The organism is Escherichia sp. WS2035, assembly GCF_046487065.1.
In the GTDB taxonomy this organism is placed as follows: domain Bacteria; phylum Pseudomonadota; class Gammaproteobacteria; order Enterobacterales; family Enterobacteriaceae; genus Escherichia; species Escherichia coli.
In genome coordinates, this window is the sequence record NZ_JBJQKD010000011.1 from 1 (window position 1) to 23,158 (window position 23,158).

A 23,158-nucleotide genomic window follows, 5' to 3' on the forward strand; every position below is an offset into this window, starting at 1 on the left:
TGTTAGTGGATATAACAAAGATATAAATATTTCATCAAGAAACTTAAGCGTAAAAAACCATGGTGATGACTCTGCAGTTATTAATATATTCGGCGACTCTGGAAATATTGCCATTAAAGGTAATTTTTCACCAATTATTGATAACAGCAAATCTCTTGGTGCACCATCATTTAGATGGGCACAGGTTTATTCTGCGAACGGTTCGATAAACACATCAGATGGTAGAGAAAAAAGTGAACCGATTAGTACAAGTGAGCTCAGCTTGTATATGTCTCGTGGTTATGAAGGTGATGCAATTCTGGATGCATGGGGAGATATCAGGATTGTAGCTTTTCGCTGGCTTGATGCCGTCAGGGAAAAGGGAGATGGTGCCCGCTGGCATTTTGGTGTTATAGCACAACAAGTGAGAGACACTTTCCTCGCGCATGGGATTGATGGAACCAGATTTGGCCTTCTCTGTTACGATGAATGGGATGATAAATACGCGCCAGTGATGGCGGTAAGGATGATCACTAAAGTTGTGGATGGCGTCGAAATTGAGATGGAAGAAGAATACGAAACAGAAGAGCGAACTCTGGTTTGCAAGGCTGGAAATAGGTGGGGTATCCGTACTGACCAGTGTTTATGGCTTGAGTCAGCTTATTTGCGTAGAAGAATCGAAAAAATAGAATCACGTCTTGCAATGCTTGAAAGTAGCTAAATATTGAGGATTAATCTTAGTAGCCGGCTTGCTTATTACGAAGTAAGTTCGGCTTCTTTCTTCTTTAATTGTGACTGAGAGGTACACTAGACCATTTTCTGAACGAAATTTTCATTGCCGTAGAAGGTAGAAATACAGCGTTTTGAGGTAACTATTATCCTTAAATGGTTTATTATGTGTGAATCTTCAATAGTAAGGAGATTGTTATGCGTAATAAACGGTGTTCATTATGTCAGCCCATCTAACTACTGATTCTTTAAATCAATGGCTTAGTGTGAGCTCTCTTGCTGCAGTTATCGTAGGCGTTCCGCCAGAGGTGGCGCTCGGTGCTCTTGCTGGTGCGGTAATTTTTGTTACCTCTGCGGTAGAGTACCCAATTCATCGTCGCGTACTCTTATCGATGCTTAGCTTTCTCTGTGGACTTCTTTTCTACAAACCAGCAGCATCAATTCTTATCGGCATAGCCAGCCTGATCCCTACCATCACGCAGGACTCTTTTGAAAAAGGGATTGTTTTCTCTGCTGGCGCATTCGTGTCAGCAATTGTCGCTGTGCGTATTGGTATATGGCTCTACCACCGTTCAGACAATCCACGCGATTTAATTCCGGGGAGAAAAGACGATGGTAACGCATGAGTTTTTTTTGCTTATCACCAATGCAGTTATTTGTACTGGCATAGCAATTCGCGTTGTCACATTCCGGCGTAACGGCTCTCAACATCGAAGATGGGGAGGGTGGCTTGCTTATTTCCTTATTGTTGCTGCGGCCAGTATTCCTGTTCGTGTCGTCTATTCAATCTGGTTACGCACGCCAATGGCTGTGGATTTATCTGAGGTCATTATCAACGCTGTCATGCTTGCCGCGGTTATTAAAACACGCGGTAACGTTGTTCAGATTTTCAAAATATCGAGGTCTAAACATGGAGATTAAACAATTCCAGCGAGCTGCTGGTATTAGCGAGGCGCTGGCCGCACGCTGGTTCTCGCATATAACTTCTGCGATGAAAGAGTTTGGTATCAGCAAAGCAGAAGATCAGGCAATGTTTATTGCTCAAGTCGGGCATGAGTCTGGGGGCTTCACCAGGTTGCAGGAGAATTTCAACTACAGTGTCAGCGGACTGGCTAACTTCGTTCGGGCTGGGCGTCTCACTCAGGGGCAGGCTAATGCACTGGGTCGCCATGCTGGTGAACCACCATTGCCACTCGAGCGCCAGCGAGCGATTGCCAATCTGGTGTACAGCAAACGCATGGGGAACAATGCCCCCGGCGATGGCTGGAATTACCGTGGCCGCGGACTTATCCAGATTACCGGTTTGAATAACTATCGTGATTGCGGAAACGGCCTGAAAGTGGACCTGCTGGAGAATCCTGAACTGTTGGCGCAGGACGAATACGCGGCTCGTAGCGCGGCGTGGTTCTTCTCCAGCAAAGGTTGCATGAAGTATACCGGCGATATTGCACGTGTAACTCTGATTATCAATGGTGGCAGGAATGGCATCGACGACCGGCGCGCGCGGTACGTCACTGCCAGTAAGGTGCTGGCGGTATGATCTGGGCATTCGTAAAAGCATACTGGAAACAGTTGATTATCGTGGCAGTGCTTGCTGTTCTGGTCATATCAGGAGTTGTTGCCTGGAATGTACACGGTAGCCGTCAGTACGACGCCGGGTATGCGCAGGCGAAAGAAGACTGCAAAGCCGAAGAAGAAAAAGTTCGTCAGTACTACGAACAGGAGAAAGTGACCAATGAACGTGAAGCTCAGCAGAGGATCGACCAGGCGCGCAATGATGCTCTTGATGCTGCCGCTCGCGCTGGCCGGTTGCAGCAACAGCTCGTTGCCATCCGTGAGCAGCTCAGGCACTATAACGCCATTGTCGGCGCTGGGTCGTCAGCCGCAGACACCGGAGTTTTGCTTGCCGACGTGTTCAGCAAATCTCTCGAGAGAAATAGACAACTGGCAGAGTATGCTGACCGGGCAGCCGAAGCCGGAAGAGTCTGCGAAAAACAGTACGACACCCTGACCAGATAGCATGGCATTTTTCATGGTACTGATTTCCGGTGACGGTATATAAAACGGTACGAGAAAAATTCATCTTTGGAAAAATGTTATCACTCAATTGGTTATGGTATCCGTAAATAATTGAGTGGGAATGATTTGACCCTGCACTATGAATGAACAAAACCCTCTGTTACTACAGAGGGTTTTTTATCCTAAAGAATTATAGGTTTGAAGTTACTAACATCGTTTAGTTAAACCAGCTATCTGATTTATTCTCTTCTGCTTTACCCACGCTTTTCATCAGATCGCGACCGCCTTCAGTCATATTTCTGTTTGCGTCAGCTTCAGATTGCACCACATCGGTTTGCGCAGCTTTGTGCTTCAGTTCCTGATCGATAAATTCGTTTTCGCGCTTAACGCGGGCTTCTTCTTTCGCCAGCGCCAGTTTTTGTTTCTGAATCTCTAAGCTACGTAGCTCATCTTCATAACTTTGATCGCGTTTTTTGTCCGCAGTGGCTTCGGCGTCCAGTTTATCCTGACGAGCTTTCTTATTCGCTGCTGCCGTTGCCGCTCTTTTATTAGCCGCGGCCTGGGCGTTTGCGCGACGTTGCTTCTCTTGCTGGATTTCCCTGTTGCGCTCCGCGACCCATTCGTCATGCTGCCTTTGCTCTTCATTTTTACCTTGCTGTTCCGCTTCTGCGACAGCCGAGAGTTGATCCTGCAATGATGAGGCGATAGCCGGATAGCTTAAGGAGGCTAAGATGGCGCAAAGAAAAACTTTCTTCATGACTCCTCCTGATTATTAGCTCTTTTCAGGACATTTGGTATTTGGCTGAATACGCGTTTCGTTATACGTCGTGGTAATAACAACGGCTAAACCTGTCGTAAACTGGCACTCTTTACCCACTTGGGTGGAGGTATACACTTTGGTGCCTTCCTTATATGTTAAAGAAACACCTTCCACTAAGGTTTTATCATTCACCATAGAACCCGCTGCCGCGCCTACAGCTCCGCCGCCAACTGCACCTGCCGTCGTTCCGGAATTGCTGCCAGACCCGACGTTGTGGCCGATAACACCGCCAGCGACAGCGCCAATAAGCGCGCCGAAGGCTTGTGCGTTCCGTTTATTTTGGGCGTTGTCTACGGCAACTTTTGCGGGAAGAATGGAAATAATATTAACGGTTTTAGTTTCTTGTTTGGTATTCAGTTGATCGGTTTGATAAACATCGGCGGCATGATCATCAGCATTTGACTGGCATCCTGCCAGAGTGAATGACGCTAACATTGCCACAGGCAGAAGACATTTTTTAAATTTCATCACTATTCCTTGTTATACACATTACGAAAAATAAGACATTTAAGATCATCAAAAGAGGAAAGTAAATGTATTGCGTATAAAGGAATAGATTAAATTTATTAAAATTCATGTGGGGAATAATTTATAAAAATACATCATCACAACATATGTATTAATGATGTATTTATTTCGCAGCCGAACTGCAGTCAGAACAAAGACGTAAAATTTAAGATGAAAGAATATCTGCCGCTTTGATAATCTCAAAGAGCAAAAGCATCCGACAGCGAGGTGCCGTTATGTTCTGTGAGAGTGGAGAAGGTAACCGCTAACGTTGTACCGGTGATTCGACGGAGAGTGTGGATTGCTGAGCTTCTTTTTTGCTCTGATGGTGCTGCCAGGCACCGACGGACGAGTAGATAAAACGGCCAAAGAAGAAGATAAAGCTGATGAGCAGTACGATACGGGTCATGCGACTGTTAAATCGGTGTCGTTTTCGCATACTGGTTGCCTGACTCACAAAAGGTTCCTTGAAGTATGTCCCACGCCGTGGACGGTACTTACATTAAGGCACAACAGGACAAAATGGTCAATTCTTCGTTATGTAAAGAAGCGTCAGTGAATACATATTTTAATGTTATGGAAGTTAATTTAATTATTTACAATGATGATGTAATAATGATGAGTTAACATGATAAACGTAATAATTCATTAATCAGGGTTATTTTGTTTGATATATATCAATTGGAACTTTCATATGACACTTAGAATCATTGCTCTCTATAGTGATGAATAATCATCATTCGAAGTCAGGTGGGATGCCTGTCTGAATACACCTCCTTCAGGATGTGGGGGATTCTGCTGAGCATCTATGAAACTGAATGCAACTTATATAAAAATACGTGATAAATGGTGGGGGCTTCCGCTGTTCCTGCCTTCTTTAATCTTGCCCATTTTCGCCCACATTAATACTTTCGCGCATATTTCTTCCGGTGAAGTTTTTCTCTTTTATCTGCCACTGGCACTGATGATCAGCATGATGATGTTTTTCAGCTGGGCGGCATTGCCAGGGATCGCCTTAGGGATTTTTGTCCGCAAATATGCAGAGCTGGGTTTTTACGAAACGCTCTCATTAACGGCTAATTTTATTATCATTATCATTCTCTGTTGGGGCGGTTACAGGGTTTTTACCCCCCGGCGTAACAACGTTTCACATGGTGATAGCCGTTTAATTTCCCAGCGACTATTCTGGCAGATTGTGTTTCCTGCAACGCTGTTTCTGATACTTTTCCAGTTTGCTGCGTTTGTAGGGTTACTGGCGAGCAGAGAAAATCTGGTCGGCGTCATGCCCTTTAACCTCGGGACCTTAATCAATTATCAGGCCTTGCTGGTGGGTAATCTGATTGGTGTCCCGCTGTGCTACTTTATCATTCGGGTGGTGCGAAATCCGTTTTATTTACGTAGCTATTATTCGCAATTAAAACAGCAGGTTGATGCCAAAGTTACCAAAAAAGAGTTCGCAATCTGGCTACTGGCATTAGGTGCCTTATTGTTGCTGTTATGCATGCCGTTAAATGAAAAAAGCACGATTTTTAGCACCAATTACACCTTGTCATTATTGCTGCCCCTGATGATGTGGGGAGCGATGCGCTATGGTTATAAGTTGATTTCATTGCTCTGGGCGGTCGTGTTGATGATCAGCATCCATAGCTATCAAAATTACATTCCCATTTATCCTGGCTATACCACGCAGCTGACCATAACCTCCTCCAGTTATCTGGTATTCTCTTTTATTGTCAATTATATGGCTGTACTGGCAACCCGTCAGCGAGCTGTAGTCAGACGCATTCAGCGGCTTGCGTATGTGGACCCGGTGGTTCATCTGCCAAATGTTCGCGCCCTGAATCGCGCGTTGCGTGATGCCCCCTGGTCTGCGCTATGCTATTTACACATCCCTGGCATGGAAATGCTGGTTAAGAACTATGGCATCATGCTGCGGATTCAATACAAGCAAAAACTTTCTCACTGGCTGTCACCATTGCTGGAACCGGGTGAAGATGTTTATCAGCTTTCGGGTAACGATCTCGCGCTGCGGCTGAATACAGAATCGCACCAGGAGCGCATTACCGCACTGGATAGCCATCTCAAGCAATTTCGTTTCTTTTGGGATGGAATGCCGATGCAACCGCAGATTGGCGTCAGTTACTGCTATGTGCGCTCGCCAGTGAATCATATCTACCTGCTGCTGGGAGAGCTAAATACGGTGGCCGAACTTTCCATCGTGACCAACGTCCCGGAAAATATGCAGCGTCGCGGAGCAATGTATTTGCAACGCGAATTGAAAGATAAAGTCGCGATGATGAATCGACTACAGCAGGCGCTGGAACACAACCATTTTTTCCTGATGGCCCAGCCGATTACCGGTATGCGTGGTGATGTTTACCATGAAATTCTTCTGCGCATGAAGGGTGAGAATGATGAGCTGATCAGCCCCGATAGCTTCTTACCGGTCGCGCACGAATTTGGTTTATCGTCGAGTATCGACATGTGGGTCATTGAGCATACGCTGCAATTTATGGCTGAAAACAGAGCGAAGATGCCCGCTCACCGTTTTGCTATTAATCTGTCTCCAACCTCGGTATGTCAGGCTCGTTTTCCTGTTGAAGTCAGTCAGCTGCTGGCTAAATATCAGATTGAAGCGTGGCAACTTATTTTTGAAGTCACCGAAAGTAATGCTCTGACCAATGTTAAGCAGGCGCAAATCACCTTGCAGCATCTTCAGGAATTAGGCTGCCAGATTGCGATTGATGATTTCGGCACCGGCTACGCCAGCTATGCGCGGCTTAAAAATGTGAATGCCGATCTGCTTAAAATTGACGGCAGTTTTATCCGCAATATTGTGTCAAATAGTCTGGATTATCAGATAGTGGCGTCGATTTGCCACCTGGCGCGAATGAAGAAAATGCGGGTAGTGGCAGAGTACGTTGAAAACGAAGAGATCCGCGAGGCGGTGCTCTCTTTGGGGATCGATTATATGCAGGGTTATCTTATTGGTAAGCCGCAACCGTTAATTGATACGCTGAATGAAATCGAACCCATTCGCGAAAGTGCCTGAATAATGCGGGCCGACATTTCTCGTCGGCCCGCAAAGCATTAAGCGGCGATTTCTGGTGTACTTTCTTCTTCAATTTTCAACCGCCAGCCAGCCACGCCTTCCCAGTATTCTTGCTCCTTTTCCAGATCAAGCAGTACCAGCGCATTCTGACTAAACCAGTCATGCGGGAAACGCAGTGTCCAGTGACTGTCATCAGTAATCAGCGTCAATGTTGGCGGTGTGGTGGTTGCCTGACGTTGATTATTGAGTAATACGCCAAGGCGCAATAGCTGAATCAGTGGCAGGAACTGTTTCTTCTTAAACAAGGTAAAGCGCGGCAGATCGTCGAGTTTAATCGCTTTACGGTGATAGCGCACCAGTGTCGCCATCATCAGCTGCTGTTCCTGATTAAAACCCGGCAAGTCGCTGTTTTGCAGAATATAAGCGGAGTGGCGATGCAAACCGCTGTGGTTGATATTCAACCCGACCTCATGCAGCATGGCGGCCCATCGCAGTAGCGCCTCCAGTTGTGGATGCGCCAGCTTCGGTTGCTGTTCCCGCCACTGTTCGTACATTTGCATAGTGGTATCCAGCACCCGTCGGGCCTGTTCGCTGTCGATGTGATACTGGTTGGCGAGGCTGCTGGCAGTGCGACTACGCACATCCTGATGACGGAAACGTCCTTCCATTTCATACAGTACGCCTTCGCGTAACGCCCCGTCAGAAAGGCGCAGTTCACGGATGGCTAAAGCATCAAACACACCGCATAAAATCGCCAGTCCCGGAACGAAGACTGTTTTCCGTTCTTCGGAAAGACCCGGTAAACTCAGCGATGCGAAATTACGGTGACGTAAAACTTCTTTTACCAGTTTTTCCAGACGTTCCGGGGTAATTATCCCGTCTTTCTCGCCCATTTCCATTAACACTTCATGGGCGGCTTTTATGGTACCGGAAGCGCCCATTGCCACGTTCCAGCCCTGAATTCGAAATTGCCAGGTTAACGTTTCCAGTTTTTGTGCTGCCGCCATGCGAGCGCGCTGAAAATTCTCTTTATTGATGACCCCGCCAGGGAAATAAAGCTGGGCAAAGCTGACACAACCCATCCGGCGGCTTTCAACGAGAATCGGTTCGAAATTTTCACCAATCACCAGTTCTGTAGAACCGCCGCCAATATCAATAACCAGTTTGCGACCTTTTTCCGGTTGGGTATGTTCCACGCCCATAAAAATCAGACGGGCTTCTTCATTACCGGAAATAATTTCGATCGGGTAGGGAATGACTTTTTCCGCGCGTTTCAGAAAGTCAGTGGCGTTCAGCGCCTGACGCAGCGTATGGGTACCAACTATACAGACGCTGGCAGGGGAAAACCCTTGTAGCCTTTCGGCAAATAGCGACAGACAGTTCAAACCGCGCGTCATTGCCTCTTCACTCAACATATTATCTGGCCCCAGGCCGTCCGCCAGATGCACCCGCTGTTTCAGGCGGCCAATAATCTGCATGGCACCATCTACCACACGGGCTATGACCATGTGAAAACTGTTTGAACCAAGATCGACCGCAGCAAACTCCTGCGGACGAGGGGATTTATCGTGTATTGGCATAGGGTTATTCAGATTGTTCGAGTGATTTGATGTAGTCGTAAATCGCCAACTGCGCCCGTACTTTGCGGCGATTGCCGCGGGGAACGTAGCGATTACTGAGTTCTTTATCGATATAACGTGCTTTGACCGTATCGCTGAACAATATGTCGATGATGTCCAGCACCCGCTGCTTCAGGCGCGGATCGAGCAGCGGCGTTGCCACTTCAATACGATAATCAATATTGCGCGTCATCCAGTCGGCGGAAGAAAGGTAGACCTTTTTATCGCCGCCATTTTCAAAAATATAAACCCGGTCATGTTCAAGGTAACGGTCAACAATACTGATGGCACGAATGTTGTCGCTAATGCCTTCCAGATTGGGGATCAGAGAACACATTCCGCGCACCAGCAGATTAACCGGTACGCCGGAGCTGGAGGCCGCATACAGACGATCAACCAGACCTTTATCGACAAGGTTATTTAGCTTCAGGGTGATACCACTGGGCAGCCCTTGCTGCGCGTTGGCGATCTCGCGGTCCACCATTTCATACAACAGACGGCGAGAGTTTTGCGGCGACACCATTAAATAATCAAATGTCACCGGACGGTATGGGTTTTCAATAAAGTTGAACACCCGCCGTACTTCGTTAGTGATGCGCGCATCGGCGGTCAGCAACGAATAGTCAGTATAAAGACGCGCGGTTTTTTCGTTAAAGTTCCCGGTCCCGATGTGTGCGTAACGCACCACTTCACCGTTTTCTTTACGTGAAATCAGGAACAGTTTGGCGTGAATTTTCAGCCCCGGCGCAGAGAAGATAACGTGCACGCCTGCTTCGGTCAGGCGCTTCGCCCAGTGAATGTTGGCTTCTTCGTCGAAACGTGCCTGTAACTCAACCACCACGGTGACTTTCTTACCGTTGTGTGCGGCGTGGATCATCGAGTCGATGATGCGTGAATCTTTCGCCACGCGGTAAATGTTAATTTTAATCGCCAGTACGCTCGGGTCGAACGAAGCCTGACGCAGCAGTTCCAGTACATGCTCAAAGGTATGATAAGGATAATAGAGCAGCACATCGCGCTCACGAATGGCATCAAAACCGTTGCGGAACTGGGCTTTATCAAACCAAATGTGGCGTAAACGTGGCAGTGGTTTGTTCACCAGATTGGCTTTGCCGACATTGGGGAAATTAATAAAGTCTTTAAAATTATGATAACGACCGCCGGGGACGATGGAGTCGTAGCGGGAAATAGTCAGTTTTTCGCGTAACACTTCAACCAGCGCATTGGGCATATCGCGCTGATAAACAAAACGCACCGGCTCAGCAGTTAAACGCTGCTTGAGACTGGAAGACATCAACTCCATCAGGCTGGCTTCCATCTCATGCACTAAATCGTATTCGGCATCGCGGGTCATCTTCATTGAATAGGCATTCAGCGCGTCATAATCAAAGAAGCCTTTGAAAATATCATCAAGGCAGTAACGCAGAATGTTATCCAGAAGAATCATCGGCTTGCGTCGACGCGGCGCTTCTGGCGGTAAATTCACAAAGCGCGGCACTTTATCTGATGGGATCTCCAGCAGCGCGTAACGGATGGTATCGCCACGGATAATTTCCACCGCCAGATAGGTGTAATCATCTTTCAGGAACTGCACTAAATCAGTGTCAGGATTGATTAAAATCGGCGTAATGTGCTGACGCAGATACTGCTTAAAATAATGACGCAGCCAGTTTTGTTGATTGACGGAGAGCTGGCGTTCATTAATCAGGAAGATCTGGTTGCGCGCCATCTCTAGCAACAACTCGTTGTAGAGGCCGTCGAATTCCTGATCGGCTTTCAGCACCCGGGACTGAATTTTGCCCAGTAAATGGCGGGAATGAGAGTTGGAACCTTGTTCTTCGCTAATAATGATGCGTCGCTTCAGTTCAGCGAAGCGGACTTTATAGAACTCATCAAGGTTATTGGAATAGATCCCCAGGAAACGCATCCTTTCAATCAGCGGGTTAGATTTGTCCGCCGCTTCCTGAAGCACGCGTTCATTGAACGATAACCAACTGAGCTCTTTTTCGATGTATAGCTTTTCCTGACCCATTACCACTTTTACTCCGTTTTATTCACGGGACACTGCCTGGATATTATGGCGAGCAATATTGGCAGATGTCCAACTATGCCAGAAAAGGGGGAAAAAAACTGCTGGAGCTTGCGATTTACAGGTGAATTGAAAAACGCCAGCGGCAGAGCTGGCGCTTTAACTACGGGGGCATTACTCGTCGGCAGCGTAGCCCTGCGGCGGCAGACGTTGACCATCCAGCCACGCGGCGTTTTCGTGCATTTTCAGACGACCATCGGCAAACCAGCTAATCACCAGTGGATAAATAGCGTGTTCCTGGGTTTGCACGCGGGCGGTGATGTCATCTTCCGTATCACCAGCAAATACCGGGACTTTCGCCTGTAAAATAACCGGGCCACCGTCCAGTTCATCGGTGACGAAATGCACCGATGTACCGTGCTCTTCATCGCCATTTTCCAGCGCCTGACGATGGGTGTGTAATCCGGGATATTTCGGCAGCAGAGAAGGGTGAATGTTCAGCAAACGCCCAGCATAGTGGGAGACAAACGCCGGGCTGAGAATGCGCATAAAACCAGCCAGCACGACCACATCGGGTGCGTACATGTCGATTTCATGAATCAACTCCCGGTCATAGGCTTCACGACTGTCAAACGCGCTGGTGATGAGCGTATGCGTTGCAATACCCGCCTGGCGGGCGCGTTCAAGGCCGAACGCGTCGGCCTTATTGCTGAAAACTGCCCGTACGGTGCCTTTAATTTTGTTGGTTTTGCAGGCGTCAATAATTGCCTGCAAATTACTTCCGTTGCCGGAAATAAGCACCACAATATTCATTATTCGATAACCACGCGTTGTTCGGAATCAGAGGCTTTGATGATACCGATTTTCCACGCGTTTTCACCGTTGGCATTGAGCAGGGCGAGGGCTTTGTCCACTTCCGGAGCAGGCAGGGCAATAATCATACCGACGCCGCAGTTGAAGGTGCGATACATTTCATGGCGCTCAACGTTACCTGCCGTTTGCAGCCAGTTGAACACTTCCGGCCACTGCCAGGAAGATTCATCAATCACTGCCTGGGTATTATCTGGCAATACGCGCGGAATGTTTTCCCAGAAGCCGCCGCCGGTCAGGTGCGCAATGGCATGCACATCGACCTTTTCAATCAATTTCAGCACTGACTTCACGTAAATGCGGGTCGGTGCCAGCAGATGATCGGCTAATGGCTTACCATCAAGTTCGGTGGTTTGCGGATCACAACCGCTGACTTCAAGAATTTTGCGCACCAGCGAATAGCCGTTCGAGTGCGGGCCGCTGGAGCCGAGTGCAATCAGCACATCGCCGTCGCTGACTTTAGATCCGTCGATGATTTCTGATTTTTCTACCACGCCAACGCAGAAACCAGCGACATCGTAATCTTCACCGTGATACATCCCCGGCATTTCCGCCGTTTCGCCACCCACCAGTGAACAGCCCGATTGCAGACAACCTTCCGCAATGCCGCTGATCACCGCTGAAGCGGTATCAACATCCAGTTTTCCGGTTGCGTAATAGTCGAGGAAAAACAGCGGTTCCGCACCTTGCACCACCAGGTCATTAACGCACATGGCGACCAGATCAATACCAATGGTGTCGTGACGTTTTAAGTCCATCGCCAGACGCAGCTTGGTACCTACGCCGTCAGTGCCGGAAACCAGCACAGGTTCACGATATTTTTGCGGCAATGCACACAGCGCACCGAAGCCGCCCAGACCGCCCATCACTTCCGGACGACGCGTTTTCTTCACTACGCCTTTGATTCTTCCAACCAGAGCATTACCCGCGTCAATATCAACACCGGCATCTTTGTAGCTAAGAGAGGTTTTATCGGTCACTGCTTGGGTCCCCACGCGTTACTTGCGGTAGAAAAATAAAATTCGGCGCAATTCTAACAGGGAAAGCAAACGTTTGCGAGACTGCTTTACACAACCTTTTTGCACGTCTTTTCCCCAGGCGCGCGGCGAAAGAATACTTGTACCAGGGCAAAGGATCGTTTTCGGATGGAATAATCTTCTTTCATAACTATTTGAATATAAAATAACTTTATCTCAAACCGTTATCATTTTGACTAAAGTCAACGAAAATAATATTGCCGCCTTGAAGAAAGGAGGTATAATCCGTCGATTTTTTTTGTGGCTGCCCCTCAAAGGAGAAAGAGTATGAAGATCGTGGAAGTCAAACACCCACTCGTCAAACACAAGCTGGGACTGATGCGTGAGCAAGATATCAGCACCAAGCGCTTTCGCGAACTCGCTTCCGAAGTGGGTAGCCTGCTGACTTACGAAGCGACCGCCGACCTCGAAACGGAAAAAGTAACTATCGAAGGCTGGAACGGCCCGGTAGAAATCGACCAGATCAAAGGTAAGAAAATTACCGTTGTGCCAATTCTGCGTGCGGGTCTGGGGATGATGGACGGTGTGCTGGAAAACGTTCCGAGCGCGCGCATCAGCGTCGTCGGTATGTACCGTAATGAAGAAACGCTGGAGCCGGTACCGTACTTCCAGAAACTGGTTTCTAACATCGATGAGCGTATGGCGCTGATCGTTGACCCAATGCTGGCAACCGGTGGTTCCGTTATCGCGACCATCGACCTGCTGAAAAAAGCGGGCTGCAGCAGCATCAAAGTTCTGGTGCTGGTAGCTGCACCAGAAGGTATCGCTGCGCTGGAAAAAGCGCACCCGGACGTCGAACTGTATACTGCATCGATTGACCAGGGACTGAACGAGCACGGATACATTATTCCGGGCCTCGGCGATGCCGGTGACAAAATCTTTGGTACGAAATAAAGAATAAAAATAATTAAAGCCGACTTTAAGAGTCGGCTTTTTTTTGAGTAAAGCGCCTATAACACATAATACAGAGGATAATACTATGACGCGCCGTGCTATCGGGGTGAGTGAAAGACCGCCACTTTTACAGACAATCCCGCTTAGTTTGCAACATTTGTTCGCCATGTTTGGTGCAACCGTCCTGGTGCCCGTCTTATTTCATATTAACCCGGCGACTGTACTGTTATTTAACGGTATAGGAACACTGCTGTATCTCTTCATCTGTAAAGGGAAAATTCCGGCTTATCTTGGTTCCAGCTTTGCCTTTATTTCACCGGTATTGTTACTGTTGCCGTTGGGGTATGAAGTCGCGCTGGGCGGCTTTATTATGTGCGGCGTGCTGTTCTGCCTGGTTTCTTTTATCGTGAAGAAAGCGGGGACCGGCTGGCTGGACGTGCTGTTTCCACCTGCGGCAATGGGCGCAATCGTTGCCGTCATCGGTCTGGAGCTGGCGGGCGTAGCTGCCGGTATGGCGGGTTTACTCCCGGCTGAAGGGCAAACGCCAGACTCCAAAACCATCATCATCTCTATTACCACCCTGGCGGTCACGGTTTTAGGTTCCGTGCTGTTTCGTGGTTTCCTGGCAATTATCCCGATTTTAATTGGCGTGCTGGTGGGGTACGCGCTCTCTTTCGCAATGGGAATTGTCGATACCACGCCGATTATTAATGCTCACTGGTTTGCGCTGCCGACCCTCTATACGCCGCGCTTCGAGTGGTTTGCCATTCTGACTATTCTGCCAGCGGCGTTAGTGGTTATTGCCGAACACGTAGGGCACCTGGTAGTAACGGCTAATATCGTCAAAAAAGATCTGCTGCGCGATCCAGGTCTGCACCGTTCGATGTTTGCTAACGGCTTGTCGACCGTGATCTCCGGCTTCTTTGGCTCCACGCCAAACACCACTTACGGAGAAAACATTGGCGTGATGGCGATCACCCGTGTTTACAGTACCTGGGTTATCGGCGGTGCGGCGATTTTCGCTATCCTGCTTTCCTGCGTCGGTAAACTGGCTGCTGCTATCCAGATGATTCCATTGCCGGTGATGGGCGGCGTTTCGCTGCTGCTTTACGGTGTCATCGGTGCTTCCGGTATTCGTGTGTTGATCGAATCGAAAGTGGATTACAACAAAGCACAGAACCTGATCCTGACTTCCGTGATTTTGATCATCGGCGTCAGTGGCGCGAAGGTAAACATTGGGGCGGCGGAGCTGAAAGGTATGGCGCTGGCGACCATCGTCGGTATCGGCTTAAGTTTGATCTTCAAACTGATTAGTATGCTGCGCCCTGAAGAAGTGGTGCTGGACGCAGAAGACGCGGATATAACAGACAAATAATGTACCGACCGGGCAGTGTTGCTGCCCGGTTCAAACATCATGGGATTCTGTGGTAAACTTCTCGCGATTTTGTGAAATCCTGGTTGAGGTATCTCTGAACACACCGGCACAGCTCTCTTTGCCACTTTATCTTCCTGACGACGAAACCTTTGCAAGTTTCTGGCCGGGGGATAACTCCTCTTTACTGGCCGCGCTGCAAAACGTGCTGCGTCAGGAACATAGCGGTTACATCTATCTCTGGGCACGCGAAGGCGCGGGGCGCAGCCATCTGCTGCACGCGGCTTGCGCGGAATTGTCGCAGCGTGGCGATGCGGTGGGCTATGTCCCGCTGGATAAACGCACCTGGTTTGTTCCGGAAGTGCTCGACGGTATGGAGCATTTGTCGCTGGTCTGTATTGACAACATTGAGTGTATTGCCGGCGATGAGTTGTGGGAGATGGCGATTTTCGATCTCTACAATCGAATTCTGGAATCGGGCAAAACACGGTTGTTGATCACCGGCGATCGTCCACCGCGGCAGTTGAATCTGGGATTACCGGATCTCGCGTCGCGTCTCGACTGGGGGCAGATCTACAAATTGCAGCCACTTTCTGATGAAGATAAGTTGCAGGCGCTACAGTTACGCGCGCGTTTGCGTGGTTTTGAACTGCCGGAAGATGTGGGGCGTTTCTTGCTGAAGCGGCTCGACAGAGAAATGCGCACGTTGTTTATGACGCTGGATCAGCTGGATCGTGCGTCGATTACCGCGCAACGCAAGCTGACCATTCCTTTTGTGAAAGAAATTCTGAAGTTGTAGATAAGGTGTTTATTGTCGGATGCGGCGCGAACGCCTTATCCGACCTACGCGAAGTTAATCCATAGTATTCGTAGGCCGGATAAGACGCGGCAAGCGTCGCATCCGGCAATGTGCTTCAACTAGCGATGGAGCACATCTTAACCCACGATTTCCAGTACCTGCTCCGGTGGACGACCAATCCGTGCTTTGCCATTCGCGACCACAATCGGGCGTTCCATTAGTTTCGGATTATCCACCATCGCCTGAATCAGCGCCTCTTCGCTAAGTGAACTGTCAGCCAGGTTCAGTTCTTTATAAAGATCCTCTTTTTGGCGCATCAATTCACGAGCGCTATTCATCCCCAGCATTTTCAGCAAATCACGCAGCGTTGCCGCATCGGCGGGTGTCTCAAGGTAGAGCACCACTTCTGGCTCCACGCCGTTTTCTTTCAGCAGGTTCAGCGTTTCCCGGCTCTTTGAACAGCGTGGGTTATGGTAGATTTTTACCTGTTTGGTCATTGTTCTTCCTTTAATGCGAATTACATCTTGGTATAAGGCTTAAAGCGTTCCTGCAGCTGGCGCAACTGGTCGATGCGCGCATCGTAACGCGCTTGTTGCAGGCTGCCTAATTTCACCTGCGAACTGGCGCTACTCAACAAGGAAATAGCCTGATCGAGTCGCCCGGCGAGCGCATAACCTTCTGCTCGCGCAGCCAGTTCCTGATCGCGGTTATTTAGTGCGGCTTCCGCCTGTGCCAGTAAATCCCAGCCGTTGCTGTCATCTTTATTGTTAAAAGTGTAGCGATTCAGAATATTGGCCGCTTCCTGTGGTTGCCCCCCTTGCAGATAAGCGTTCGCCAGGTTGAGCTGCAACACCGGATTGGTGCGCAAATCGCGGGCATTTTTCAGGCGATTGATAGCGTCATTGGCTTTGTTTTGCCCAAGATCGATATCGGTAGCCAGATCGAGATACCATGCGTTGCCAGGTTCTGCTGCCAGTAACGGTTGCAGCGTTTTACGCGCTTCGTCGTATTTATTGGCTTCCATCGCCTGTAGAGCACGACCATATTGCGCCGCTCGTTGCTGACGAACGTTTCCTTTCGCCCATTCATCCAGCAAATCACTGGTGAGCTGGTTACGTCCGGAATTATACATCCCCAGTGTGCGCGCTTTCGCCAGATAGAAATCTTCCGACGACTGCACCACCATCGGGCGCATCTGATTAGCACGGTTGCGGGCATCTGCCAGACGACTTTCCGGCAACGGGTGAGTCAATAAAATTTCCGGCGGACGCGAGGAGTAACGCGCCTGATCGAGTAATTTTTCGAGGAAGGTCGGCATCGCCTGCGGATCGAATCCCGAGCGTTGCAGCACCTGAATACCAATGCGGTCCGCTTCCTGTTCATTTTGCTGGGTGAAACTGATCATCCCCTGGCGCGTTCCCGCCAGTGTACCGGTCAGCGCCGCCATCCCCGCCTGCGGACTGGCCATCGCCAGTAAAATAGAACCTAACGCGCCGACCCAGGTCAGCGGCGCGCTGCGCTGCTGATCTTCCATCGCTCGCGCCAGGTGACGTTGGGTGACGTGGGAGATTTCGTGCGCCATAACTGAAGCCAGTTGACTTTCGTTATCGGAATAACGGAACAGGGCAGAGTGCAGCACCACGTTGCCGCCAAAGAAAGCAAAGGCGTTAATTTCGTCGTTGTTGATCAGAAAGAAATGAAACGGTGTCTTAACCGAATTGGCATGCGAAACCAGACGCATTCCTAGCGAATTAATATATTGCGTTAATAGCGGGTCATTAATTAACGGCGCGCTGCCGCGTAACTGGCGGACATAATAGTCGCCCATCTGCATTTCCTGACCAATGGAAAGTGTGCTTCCTGCGGAGGTTCCCATATCCGGCAAGGTGTCTGCGCTGTCGGCAAACGCCGGGGCTACCTGACCAATGGTCATAGCAGCAATGAGGGTTGCAACCAGGTTTTTTTTCAACTGCCTGAACATAACCTCTATCCTGTATTTCTGGAGATAGTCATTTGACCGATACTGTGAAATATCGTTCCCACCGCGCCGCCTTTGAGTGTAACGACGAAGATTAGCCCACTCAAATAACTTTTCAGTTTCCTGAATCCGTCATAAAAAGCGAAGTCTTTTTTGTGACATTTCGATACAATTGCGGATCGCAATCCCGCTCTTGAGGTTCAGGTAAGGTCTGTATGCTCGAAATGTTGATGCAATGGTATCGCCGCCGTTTTAGCGACCCGGAAGCGATTGCCTTGCTGGTTATTTTAGTCGCCGGATTTGGCATTATCTTTTTCTTTAGTGGCCTGCTTGCTCCGTTGCTGGTGGCTATTGTGCTGGCCTATTTGCTGGAGTGGCCAACCGTGCGCCTGCAATCTATTGGCTGTTCCCGCCGCTGGGCGACGTCGATTGTATTGGTGGTTTTCGTCGGTATATTGCTACTGATGGCGTTCGTGGTTCTGCCTATTGCCTGGCAGCAGGGCATCTACTTAATCCGCGATATGCCGGGGATGCTCAATAAGCTTTCTGACTTTGCCGCCACGTTGCCGCGCCGCTATCCGGCGTTAATGGATGCGGGCATTATTGATGCAATGGCCGAAAATATGCGCAGTCGGATGCTGACCATGGGCGATTCGGTGGTGAAAATTTCCCTCGCCTCGTTGGTCGGTTTGCTGACCATTGCCGTCTATCTGGTGCTGGTGCCATTGATGGTCTTCTTCCTGCTGAAAGACAAAGAGCAGATGCTGAACGCCGTTCGCCGGGTGCTGCCGCGCAACCGTGGACTGGCAGGACAGGTGTGGAAGGAGATGAATCAACAAATCACCAACTATATCCGCGGCAAAGTGCTGGAGATGATCGTGGTAGGGATCGCCACCTGGCTGGGGTTCTTGCTCTTTGGGCTGAACTATTCGCTGCTGCTGGCGGTGCTGGTCGGCTTCTCGGTACTTATTCCGTACATTGGCGCATTTGTGGTGACCATTCCGGTGGTTGGCGTGGCGCTATTCCAGTTTGGTGCTGGCACGGAATTCTGGAGCTGCTTCGCGGTGTATCTGATTATTCAGGCGCTGGACGGCAACCTGTTAGTACCGGTGTTGTTCTCCGAAGCGGTTAACCTGCATCCTCTGGTGATTATTTTATCGGTGGTGATCTTCGGTGGTTTGTGGGGATTCTGGGGCGTATTCTTCGCTATTCCATTGGCGACGCTGATCAAAGCCGTGATTCACGCCTGGCCTGATGGGCAAATCGCGCAAGACTGACCTTCAGCGAAAAATTTGAAACGAGTGTTGCAGGGCAGTGAGAAGATTTGAGATGTGCTGGCCGCAAGCGCAGCCAGCACGGAATGGAGCAAAGTAATCAGGCGTGTTCTTTCAGCCAGTTCAGCACAACGTCGTGGTGATTGCTGGTTTTGAAATCGTCAAAGACATGTTCGATTTTGCCATCAGCGTCAATCAGGAAGCTGATGCGATGAATACCATCGTAGGTTTTGCCCATGAAGGACTTTTCACCCCAGACGCCGAATTGTTCGCACACCTGGTGGTCCTCATCAGACAGGAGCGTAAAGTTAAGCAGCTCTTTTTCCGCAAAACGGGAGAGTTTTTCGGGTTTATCGGTGCTGATACCCAGCACATCAACGCCCGCTTTTTTCAACTCATCCATGTTATCGCGTAAGCCGCAGGCCTGTACGGTACAGCCGGGGGTCATGGCTTTCGGGTAGAAATAAACCAGAACACGCTGTCCCTGGAAGTCGGTCAAATTAACTTGTTCTCCGTCTTGATCCGGCAAGCTAAATTTCGGTGCGATATCACCGGCTTTCAGTGGATTCATTACTTAACTCCATCCTGTTCATCATGTTGGGAATAATTGACGACGTTAATACTGCCTTGTGCATTGAGTTCTGTACATAGGGCTTTGAACGCTTGCTCAATATTTGCTGCGTCCGCAGATGCGGGGCTGTGGGCAGTTATCTGAATATGTAACTGCGCAGCCCGTTCATTTTCAGCAGGTTGCGTGCGCGACACCAGCTCCGCAATGTTCATATGATGCGCGTCGAAAAGTGCTGTGAAGCGTTCAATTAAATGCGGGGAGTCTGCCACATCGACCTGAACCCAGACAGATGCTGGCATTGGTGGACGCGGACGCGCCGTCGTGCGCTTCATCACGATTAAAAGATCCAGTTCGGCACCTTTCAACGGTAACGTTGATTCAATCAGGGTGATTGCATTCCATGAACCGGAAAGCAGCATGATAAACGTGAACTCTTCTCCCAGCATCGCCAGGCGACTGTCTTCAATATTACAGCCGCAACTACTGACATGACGGGTGATGGTGTTCACTATTCCAGGGCGATCGGCACCCAACGCAGTGATCACCAGATAATGTTGCGATGACAGTGTCAAACTGGTTATTCCTTCAAGGGGTGAGTTGTTCTTAAGGAAAGCATAAAAAAAACATGCATACAACAATCAGAACGGTTCTGTCTGCTTGCTTTTAATGCCATACCAAACGTACCATTGAGACACTTGTTTGCACAGAGGATGGCCCATGTTCACGGGAAGTATTGTCGCGATTGTTACTCCGATGGATGAAAAAGGTAATGTCTGTCGGGCTAGCTTGAAAAAACTGATTGATTATCATGTCGCCAGCGGTACTTCGGCGATCGTTTCTGTTGGCACCACTGGCGAGTCCGCTACCTTAAATCATGACGAACATGCTGATGTGGTGATGATGACGCTGGAGCTGGCTGACGGGCGCATTCCGGTGATTGCCGGGACCGGTGCTAACGCTACTGCGGAAGCCATTAGCCTGACGCAGCGCTTCAATGACAGCGGTATCGTCGGCTGCCTGACGGTAACCCCTTACTACAATCGTCCGTCGCAAGAAGGTTTGTATCAGCATTTCAAAGCCATCGCTGAACATACTGACCTGCCGCAAATTCTGTATAATGTGCCGTCCCGTACTGGCTGCGATCTGCTCCCGGAAACGGTGGGCCGTCTGGCGAAAGTAAAAAATATTATCGGAATCAAAGAGGCAACAGGGAACTTAACGCGTGTAAACCAGATCAAAGAGCTGGTTTCAGATGATTTTGTTCTGCTGAGCGGCGATGATGCGAGCGCGCTGGACTTCATGCAATTAGGCGGTCATGGGGTTATTTCCGTTACGGCTAACGTCGCAGCGCGTGATATGGCCCAGATGTGCAAACTGGCAGCAGAAGGGCATTTTGCCGAGGCACGCGTTATTAATCAGCGTCTGATGCCATTACACAACAAACTATTTGTCGAACCCAATCCAATCCCGGTGAAATGGGCATGTAAGGAACTGGGTCTTGTGGCGACCGATACGCTGCGCCTGCCAATGACACCAATCACCGACAGTGGTCGTGAGACGGTCAGAGCGGCGCTTAAGCATGCCGGTTTGCTGTAAAGTTTAGGGAGATTTGATGGCTTACTCTGTTCAAAAGTCGCGCCTGGCAAAGGTTGCGGGTGTTTCGCTTGTTTTATTACTCGCTGCCTGTAGTTCTGACTCACGCTATAAGCGTCAGGTCAGTGGTGATGAAGCCTACCTGGAAGCGGCACCGCTTGCGGAGCTTCATGCCCCGGCTGGAATGATTTTGCCGGTGACCTCCGGCGATTATGCAATCCCGGTGACCAACGGTAGTGGTGCTGTCGGTAAGGCGCTGGACATTCGTCCACCAGCCCAGCCGTTGGCACTGGTTTCTGGCGCGCGTACCCAGTTCACGGGCGATACCGCTTCATTGCTGGTGGAAAATGGTCGTGGCAATACTCTGTGGCCGCAGGTGGTTAGCGTGCTGCAGGCGAAAAACTACACCATCACCCAACGTGATGATGCTGGTCAGACACTGACCACCGATTGGGTACAATGGAACCGTCTGGACGAAGACGAGCAGTATCGTGGTCGTTATCAAATCTCTGTTAAGCCGCAGGGTTATCAGCAGGCGGTTACGGTTAAACTGCTGAACCTGGAACAGGCGGGCAAACCGGTTGCAGACGCGGCGTCCATGCAGCGTTACAGCACGGAGATGATGAACGTTATTTCCGCCGGTCTGGATAAATCTGCCACTGACGCCGCGAACGCTGCGCAAAATCGTGCCTCCACCACTATGGACGTACAAAGTGCAGCTGATGACACCGGTTTACCAATGCTGGTCGTACGCGGGCCGTTCAATGTGGTTTGGCAACGTCTGCCAGCTGCGCTGGAAAAAGTGGGCATGAAAGTGACCGACAGCACCCGTTCGCAGGGTAACATGGCCGTAACTTATAAGCCGCTGTCTGACAGCGAATGGCACGAACTGGGCGCGAGCGATCCAGGTCTGGCATCCGGTGACTATAAACTGCAGGTTGGCGATTTAGATAACCGCAGCAGCCTACAGTTCATCGATCCGAAAGGTCATACTCTGACTCAGAGTCAGAACGACGCGCTGGTAGCTGTCTTCCAGGCTGCGTTTAGCAAGTAAAAATACAGGGCTGGAGTCATCCGGCCCTTTTTTCTGATATGATACGCAAACGTGTGCGTCGGCAGAAAAACGCGATTTTAGCGGTAATTCGCACGAAATTTGTTTGTCGGACGTAGGTCGGATAAGGCGTTCACGCCGCATCCGACAAAACATCCGGCACACCAGACAGCAAAAGATTTTAAAACGTTAATTCACACCCAGGAGTGATAAAGATGCAAAAGCAAGCTGAGTTGTATCGTGGTAAAGCGAAAACCGTATACAGCACGGAAAACCCGGACCTGTTGGTGCTCGAATTCCGCAATGATACGTCAGCAGGGGATGGCGCGCGCATTGAGCAGTTTGATCGCAAAGGTATGGTGAACAACAAGTTCAACTACTTCATTATGAGCAAACTGGCTGAAGCGGGTATCCCGACTCAAATGGAGCGTCTGCTCTCCGATACCGAATGTCTGGTGAAAAAGCTGGATATGGTGCCGGTTGAGTGTGTCGTGCGTAACCGTGCTGCTGGCTCTCTGGTGAAACGTCTTGGAATCGAAGAAGGTATTGAGCTGAACCCGCCGCTGTTCGATCTGTTCCTGAAAAACGACGCCATGCACGATCCGATGGTCAACGAATCTTACTGCGAAACCTTTGGCTGGGTGAGCAAAGAGAACCTGGCGCGTATGAAAGAGCTGACCTACAAAGCGAACGACGTGCTGAAAAAACTGTTCGATGATGCTGGTCTGATTCTGGTCGACTTCAAGCTGGAGTTTGGTCTGTACAAAGGCGAAGTGGTTCTGGGCGATGAGTTCTCCCCGGACGGCAGCCGCCTGTGGGACAAAGAAACGCTGGAGAAAATGGACAAAGACCGTTTCCGCCAGAGCCTCGGTGGCCTGATCGAAGCCTATGAAGCCGTCGCCCGCCGCCTGGGTGTACAGCTGGACTGATTTTTCTGTTCATCATCTTGCCGTGCTGCTGGCACG

Annotated in this window: 25 protein-coding genes; 14 read left to right on the forward strand and 11 right to left on the reverse strand. The window is 49.7% G+C overall.

Features of this window, described 5'->3' with window-relative positions; genetic code table 11:
• The 5 genes from ACJHX4_RS17655 to ACJHX4_RS17675 all read left to right on the forward strand — a co-directional run.
• A partial coding sequence (locus ACJHX4_RS17655; RefSeq protein WP_410239916.1) for a tail fiber domain-containing protein occupies positions 1–700 on the forward strand: 700 nt, incomplete at its 5' end.
• Positions 701–929: 229 nt separating this feature from the next.
• Complete coding sequence (locus ACJHX4_RS17660) at positions 930–1,334, forward strand: putative holin (protein WP_001531863.1); 405 nt, start codon at positions 930–932, stop codon at positions 1,332–1,334.
• Positions 1,321–1,629: a phage holin family protein gene (locus ACJHX4_RS17665; protein WP_001531862.1), complete on the forward strand. Its 309-nt coding sequence runs from the start codon at positions 1,321–1,323 to the stop codon at positions 1,627–1,629. The genes ACJHX4_RS17660 and ACJHX4_RS17665 overlap by 14 nt, the downstream gene beginning before the upstream one ends.
• Entirely contained in the window at positions 1,619–2,248 is a 630-nt protein-coding gene (locus ACJHX4_RS17670) for a glycoside hydrolase family 19 protein (RefSeq protein WP_001531861.1), read from the forward strand. Before ACJHX4_RS17665 ends, ACJHX4_RS17670 begins: the two co-directional genes overlap by 11 nt.
• Entirely contained in the window at positions 2,245–2,727 is a 483-nt protein-coding gene (locus ACJHX4_RS17675; RefSeq protein ID WP_001531860.1) for a DUF2514 domain-containing protein, read from the forward strand. The genes ACJHX4_RS17670 and ACJHX4_RS17675 overlap by 4 nt, the downstream gene beginning before the upstream one ends.
• A 217-nt stretch (positions 2,728–2,944) precedes the next feature.
• On the opposite strand, the gene ACJHX4_RS17680 is transcribed toward ACJHX4_RS17675, so the two are convergent.
• The 3 genes from ACJHX4_RS17680 to ACJHX4_RS17690 form a co-directional block, all read right to left on the reverse strand.
• Positions 2,945–3,484 carry a DUF5384 family protein gene (locus ACJHX4_RS17680; RefSeq protein ID WP_000755178.1) on the reverse strand — a complete coding sequence of 180 codons (540 nt, stop codon included), beginning with the start codon at positions 3,482–3,484 and terminating at the stop codon, positions 2,945–2,947.
• A gap of 15 nt (positions 3,485–3,499) precedes the next feature.
• On the reverse strand, positions 3,500–4,018 hold the full coding sequence (locus ACJHX4_RS17685; RefSeq protein ID WP_001311989.1) for a glycine zipper 2TM domain-containing protein: 519 nt from the start codon (positions 4,016–4,018) through the stop codon (positions 3,500–3,502).
• Positions 4,019–4,319: 301 nt separating this feature from the next.
• Positions 4,320–4,511, reverse strand: coding sequence for a YfgG family protein (locus tag ACJHX4_RS17690; protein ID WP_000076001.1), 192 nt, complete (start codon positions 4,509–4,511; stop codon positions 4,320–4,322).
• Positions 4,512–4,528: 17 nt separating this feature from the next.
• On the opposite strand from ACJHX4_RS17690, the gene ACJHX4_RS17695 reads away from it, so the two are divergent.
• Both ACJHX4_RS17695 and pdeF read left to right on the forward strand, forming a co-directional pair.
• The gene (locus tag ACJHX4_RS17695; protein ID WP_000017548.1) at positions 4,529–4,681 is read left to right on the forward strand and encodes a hypothetical protein; all 153 of its coding nucleotides are present in this window, start codon (positions 4,529–4,531) and stop codon (positions 4,679–4,681) included.
• Positions 4,682–4,862: 181 nt separating this feature from the next.
• Entirely contained in the window at positions 4,863–7,106 is a 2,244-nt protein-coding gene (gene pdeF / locus ACJHX4_RS17700) for a cyclic-guanylate-specific phosphodiesterase PdeF (RefSeq protein ID WP_000772711.1), read from the forward strand.
• A 38-nt stretch (positions 7,107–7,144) separates the two neighbouring features.
• Here the strand turns inward: pdeF and ppx are convergent, their stop codons facing one another.
• The 4 genes from ppx to purM form a co-directional block, all read right to left on the reverse strand.
• Positions 7,145–8,686: an exopolyphosphatase gene (gene ppx / locus ACJHX4_RS17705; RefSeq protein ID WP_001121363.1), complete on the reverse strand. Its 1,542-nt coding sequence runs from the start codon at positions 8,684–8,686 to the stop codon at positions 7,145–7,147.
• Positions 8,687–8,690: 4 nt separating this feature from the next.
• Positions 8,691–10,757: a polyphosphate kinase 1 gene (gene ppk1, locus ACJHX4_RS17710; RefSeq protein WP_001296288.1), complete on the reverse strand. Its 2,067-nt coding sequence runs from the start codon at positions 10,755–10,757 to the stop codon at positions 8,691–8,693.
• A 171-nt stretch (positions 10,758–10,928) separates the two neighbouring features.
• Positions 10,929–11,567 (reverse strand): phosphoribosylglycinamide formyltransferase, encoded by a 639-nt coding sequence (purN, locus tag ACJHX4_RS17715; protein ID WP_001028626.1) that lies wholly within the window; start codon positions 11,565–11,567, stop codon positions 10,929–10,931.
• A complete protein-coding gene (gene purM, locus ACJHX4_RS17720) occupies positions 11,567–12,604 on the reverse strand; it encodes a phosphoribosylformylglycinamidine cyclo-ligase (RefSeq protein ID WP_001296287.1) in 1,038 nt (345 codons plus the stop codon). The genes purN and purM overlap by 1 nt, the downstream gene beginning before the upstream one ends.
• A gap of 324 nt (positions 12,605–12,928) precedes the next feature.
• On the opposite strand from purM, the gene upp reads away from it, so the two are divergent.
• From upp to ACJHX4_RS17735, 3 genes are all read left to right on the forward strand, one after another.
• Positions 12,929–13,555 carry a uracil phosphoribosyltransferase gene (gene upp / locus ACJHX4_RS17725; RefSeq protein ID WP_001295473.1) on the forward strand — a complete coding sequence of 209 codons (627 nt, stop codon included), beginning with the start codon at positions 12,929–12,931 and terminating at the stop codon, positions 13,553–13,555.
• 85 nt (positions 13,556–13,640) lie between these two features.
• Positions 13,641–14,930: a uracil permease gene (uraA, locus tag ACJHX4_RS17730; protein WP_000198327.1), complete on the forward strand. Its 1,290-nt coding sequence runs from the start codon at positions 13,641–13,643 to the stop codon at positions 14,928–14,930.
• 94 nt (positions 14,931–15,024) lie between these two features.
• Positions 15,025–15,726 (forward strand): DnaA inactivator Hda, encoded by a 702-nt coding sequence (locus tag ACJHX4_RS17735; protein WP_001307333.1) that lies wholly within the window; start codon positions 15,025–15,027, stop codon positions 15,724–15,726.
• 137 nt (positions 15,727–15,863) lie between these two features.
• Here the strand turns inward: ACJHX4_RS17735 and arsC are convergent, their stop codons facing one another.
• A complete protein-coding gene (gene arsC / locus ACJHX4_RS17740) occupies positions 15,864–16,223 on the reverse strand; it encodes an arsenate reductase (glutaredoxin) (RefSeq protein ID WP_000166449.1) in 360 nt (119 codons plus the stop codon).
• A 20-nt stretch (positions 16,224–16,243) separates the two neighbouring features.
• Positions 16,244–17,707: a beta-barrel assembly-enhancing protease gene (gene bepA, locus ACJHX4_RS17745; protein WP_000489665.1), complete on the reverse strand. Its 1,464-nt coding sequence runs from the start codon at positions 17,705–17,707 to the stop codon at positions 16,244–16,246.
• Between the two features lie 212 nt (positions 17,708–17,919).
• On the opposite strand from bepA, the gene ACJHX4_RS17750 reads away from it, so the two are divergent.
• Complete coding sequence (locus ACJHX4_RS17750) at positions 17,920–18,981, forward strand: AI-2E family transporter (protein WP_000892043.1); 1,062 nt, start codon at positions 17,920–17,922, stop codon at positions 18,979–18,981.
• Positions 18,982–19,078: 97 nt separating this feature from the next.
• Here the strand turns inward: ACJHX4_RS17750 and bcp are convergent, their stop codons facing one another.
• Positions 19,079–19,549, reverse strand: coding sequence for a thioredoxin-dependent thiol peroxidase (bcp, locus tag ACJHX4_RS17755; protein WP_001068682.1), 471 nt, complete (start codon positions 19,547–19,549; stop codon positions 19,079–19,081).
• On the reverse strand, positions 19,549–20,121 hold the full coding sequence (locus ACJHX4_RS17760) for a glycine cleavage system transcriptional repressor (protein WP_000176187.1): 573 nt from the start codon (positions 20,119–20,121) through the stop codon (positions 19,549–19,551). Before ACJHX4_RS17760 ends, bcp begins: the two co-directional genes overlap by 1 nt.
• Positions 20,122–20,266: 145 nt before the next feature.
• Here ACJHX4_RS17760 and dapA point away from each other — a divergent pair, with 145 nt between their 5' ends.
• The 3 genes from dapA (at position 20,267) to purC (ending at position 23,122) form a co-directional block, all read left to right on the forward strand.
• Positions 20,267–21,145 (forward strand): 4-hydroxy-tetrahydrodipicolinate synthase, encoded by an 879-nt coding sequence (dapA, locus tag ACJHX4_RS17765; protein WP_001295469.1) that lies wholly within the window; start codon positions 20,267–20,269, stop codon positions 21,143–21,145.
• A gap of 16 nt (positions 21,146–21,161) precedes the next feature.
• On the forward strand, positions 21,162–22,196 hold the full coding sequence (gene bamC / locus ACJHX4_RS17770; RefSeq protein WP_001296286.1) for an outer membrane protein assembly factor BamC: 1,035 nt from the start codon (positions 21,162–21,164) through the stop codon (positions 22,194–22,196).
• Between the two features lie 212 nt (positions 22,197–22,408).
• A complete protein-coding gene (gene purC, locus ACJHX4_RS17775; protein ID WP_001295467.1) occupies positions 22,409–23,122 on the forward strand; it encodes a phosphoribosylaminoimidazolesuccinocarboxamide synthase in 714 nt (237 codons plus the stop codon).
• Positions 23,123–23,158: the final 36 nt, after the last annotated feature.

Coding starts and splice junctions, on each gene's coding strand:
- ACJHX4_RS17660 (WP_001531863.1), top strand. CDS start 930: ATGTCAGCCCATCTAACTACTGATTCTTTAAATCAATGGCTTAGTGTG.
- ACJHX4_RS17665 (WP_001531862.1), top strand. CDS start 1,321: ATGGTAACGCATGAGTTTTTTTTGCTTATCACCAATGCAGTTATTTGT.
- ACJHX4_RS17670 (WP_001531861.1), top strand. CDS start 1,619: ATGGAGATTAAACAATTCCAGCGAGCTGCTGGTATTAGCGAGGCGCTG.
- ACJHX4_RS17675 (WP_001531860.1), top strand. CDS start 2,245: ATGATCTGGGCATTCGTAAAAGCATACTGGAAACAGTTGATTATCGTG.
- ACJHX4_RS17680 (WP_000755178.1), bottom strand. CDS start 3,484: ATGAAGAAAGTTTTTCTTTGCGCCATCTTAGCCTCCTTAAGCTATCCG.
- ACJHX4_RS17695 (WP_000017548.1), top strand. CDS start 4,529: ATGTCCCACGCCGTGGACGGTACTTACATTAAGGCACAACAGGACAAA.
- pdeF (WP_000772711.1), top strand. CDS start 4,863: ATGAAACTGAATGCAACTTATATAAAAATACGTGATAAATGGTGGGGG.
- ppx (WP_001121363.1), bottom strand. CDS start 8,686: ATGCCAATACACGATAAATCCCCTCGTCCGCAGGAGTTTGCTGCGGTC.
- ppk1 (WP_001296288.1), bottom strand. CDS start 10,757: ATGGGTCAGGAAAAGCTATACATCGAAAAAGAGCTCAGTTGGTTATCG.
- purN (WP_001028626.1), bottom strand. CDS start 11,567: ATGAATATTGTGGTGCTTATTTCCGGCAACGGAAGTAATTTGCAGGCA.
- upp (WP_001295473.1), top strand. CDS start 12,929: ATGAAGATCGTGGAAGTCAAACACCCACTCGTCAAACACAAGCTGGGA.
- uraA (WP_000198327.1), top strand. CDS start 13,641: ATGACGCGCCGTGCTATCGGGGTGAGTGAAAGACCGCCACTTTTACAG.
- arsC (WP_000166449.1), bottom strand. CDS start 16,223: ATGACCAAACAGGTAAAAATCTACCATAACCCACGCTGTTCAAAGAGC.
- bepA (WP_000489665.1), bottom strand. CDS start 17,707: ATGTTCAGGCAGTTGAAAAAAAACCTGGTTGCAACCCTCATTGCTGCT.
- ACJHX4_RS17750 (WP_000892043.1), top strand. CDS start 17,920: ATGCTCGAAATGTTGATGCAATGGTATCGCCGCCGTTTTAGCGACCCG.
- bcp (WP_001068682.1), bottom strand. CDS start 19,549: ATGAATCCACTGAAAGCCGGTGATATCGCACCGAAATTTAGCTTGCCG.
- dapA (WP_001295469.1), top strand. CDS start 20,267: ATGTTCACGGGAAGTATTGTCGCGATTGTTACTCCGATGGATGAAAAA.
- bamC (WP_001296286.1), top strand. CDS start 21,162: ATGGCTTACTCTGTTCAAAAGTCGCGCCTGGCAAAGGTTGCGGGTGTT.
- purC (WP_001295467.1), top strand. CDS start 22,409: ATGCAAAAGCAAGCTGAGTTGTATCGTGGTAAAGCGAAAACCGTATAC.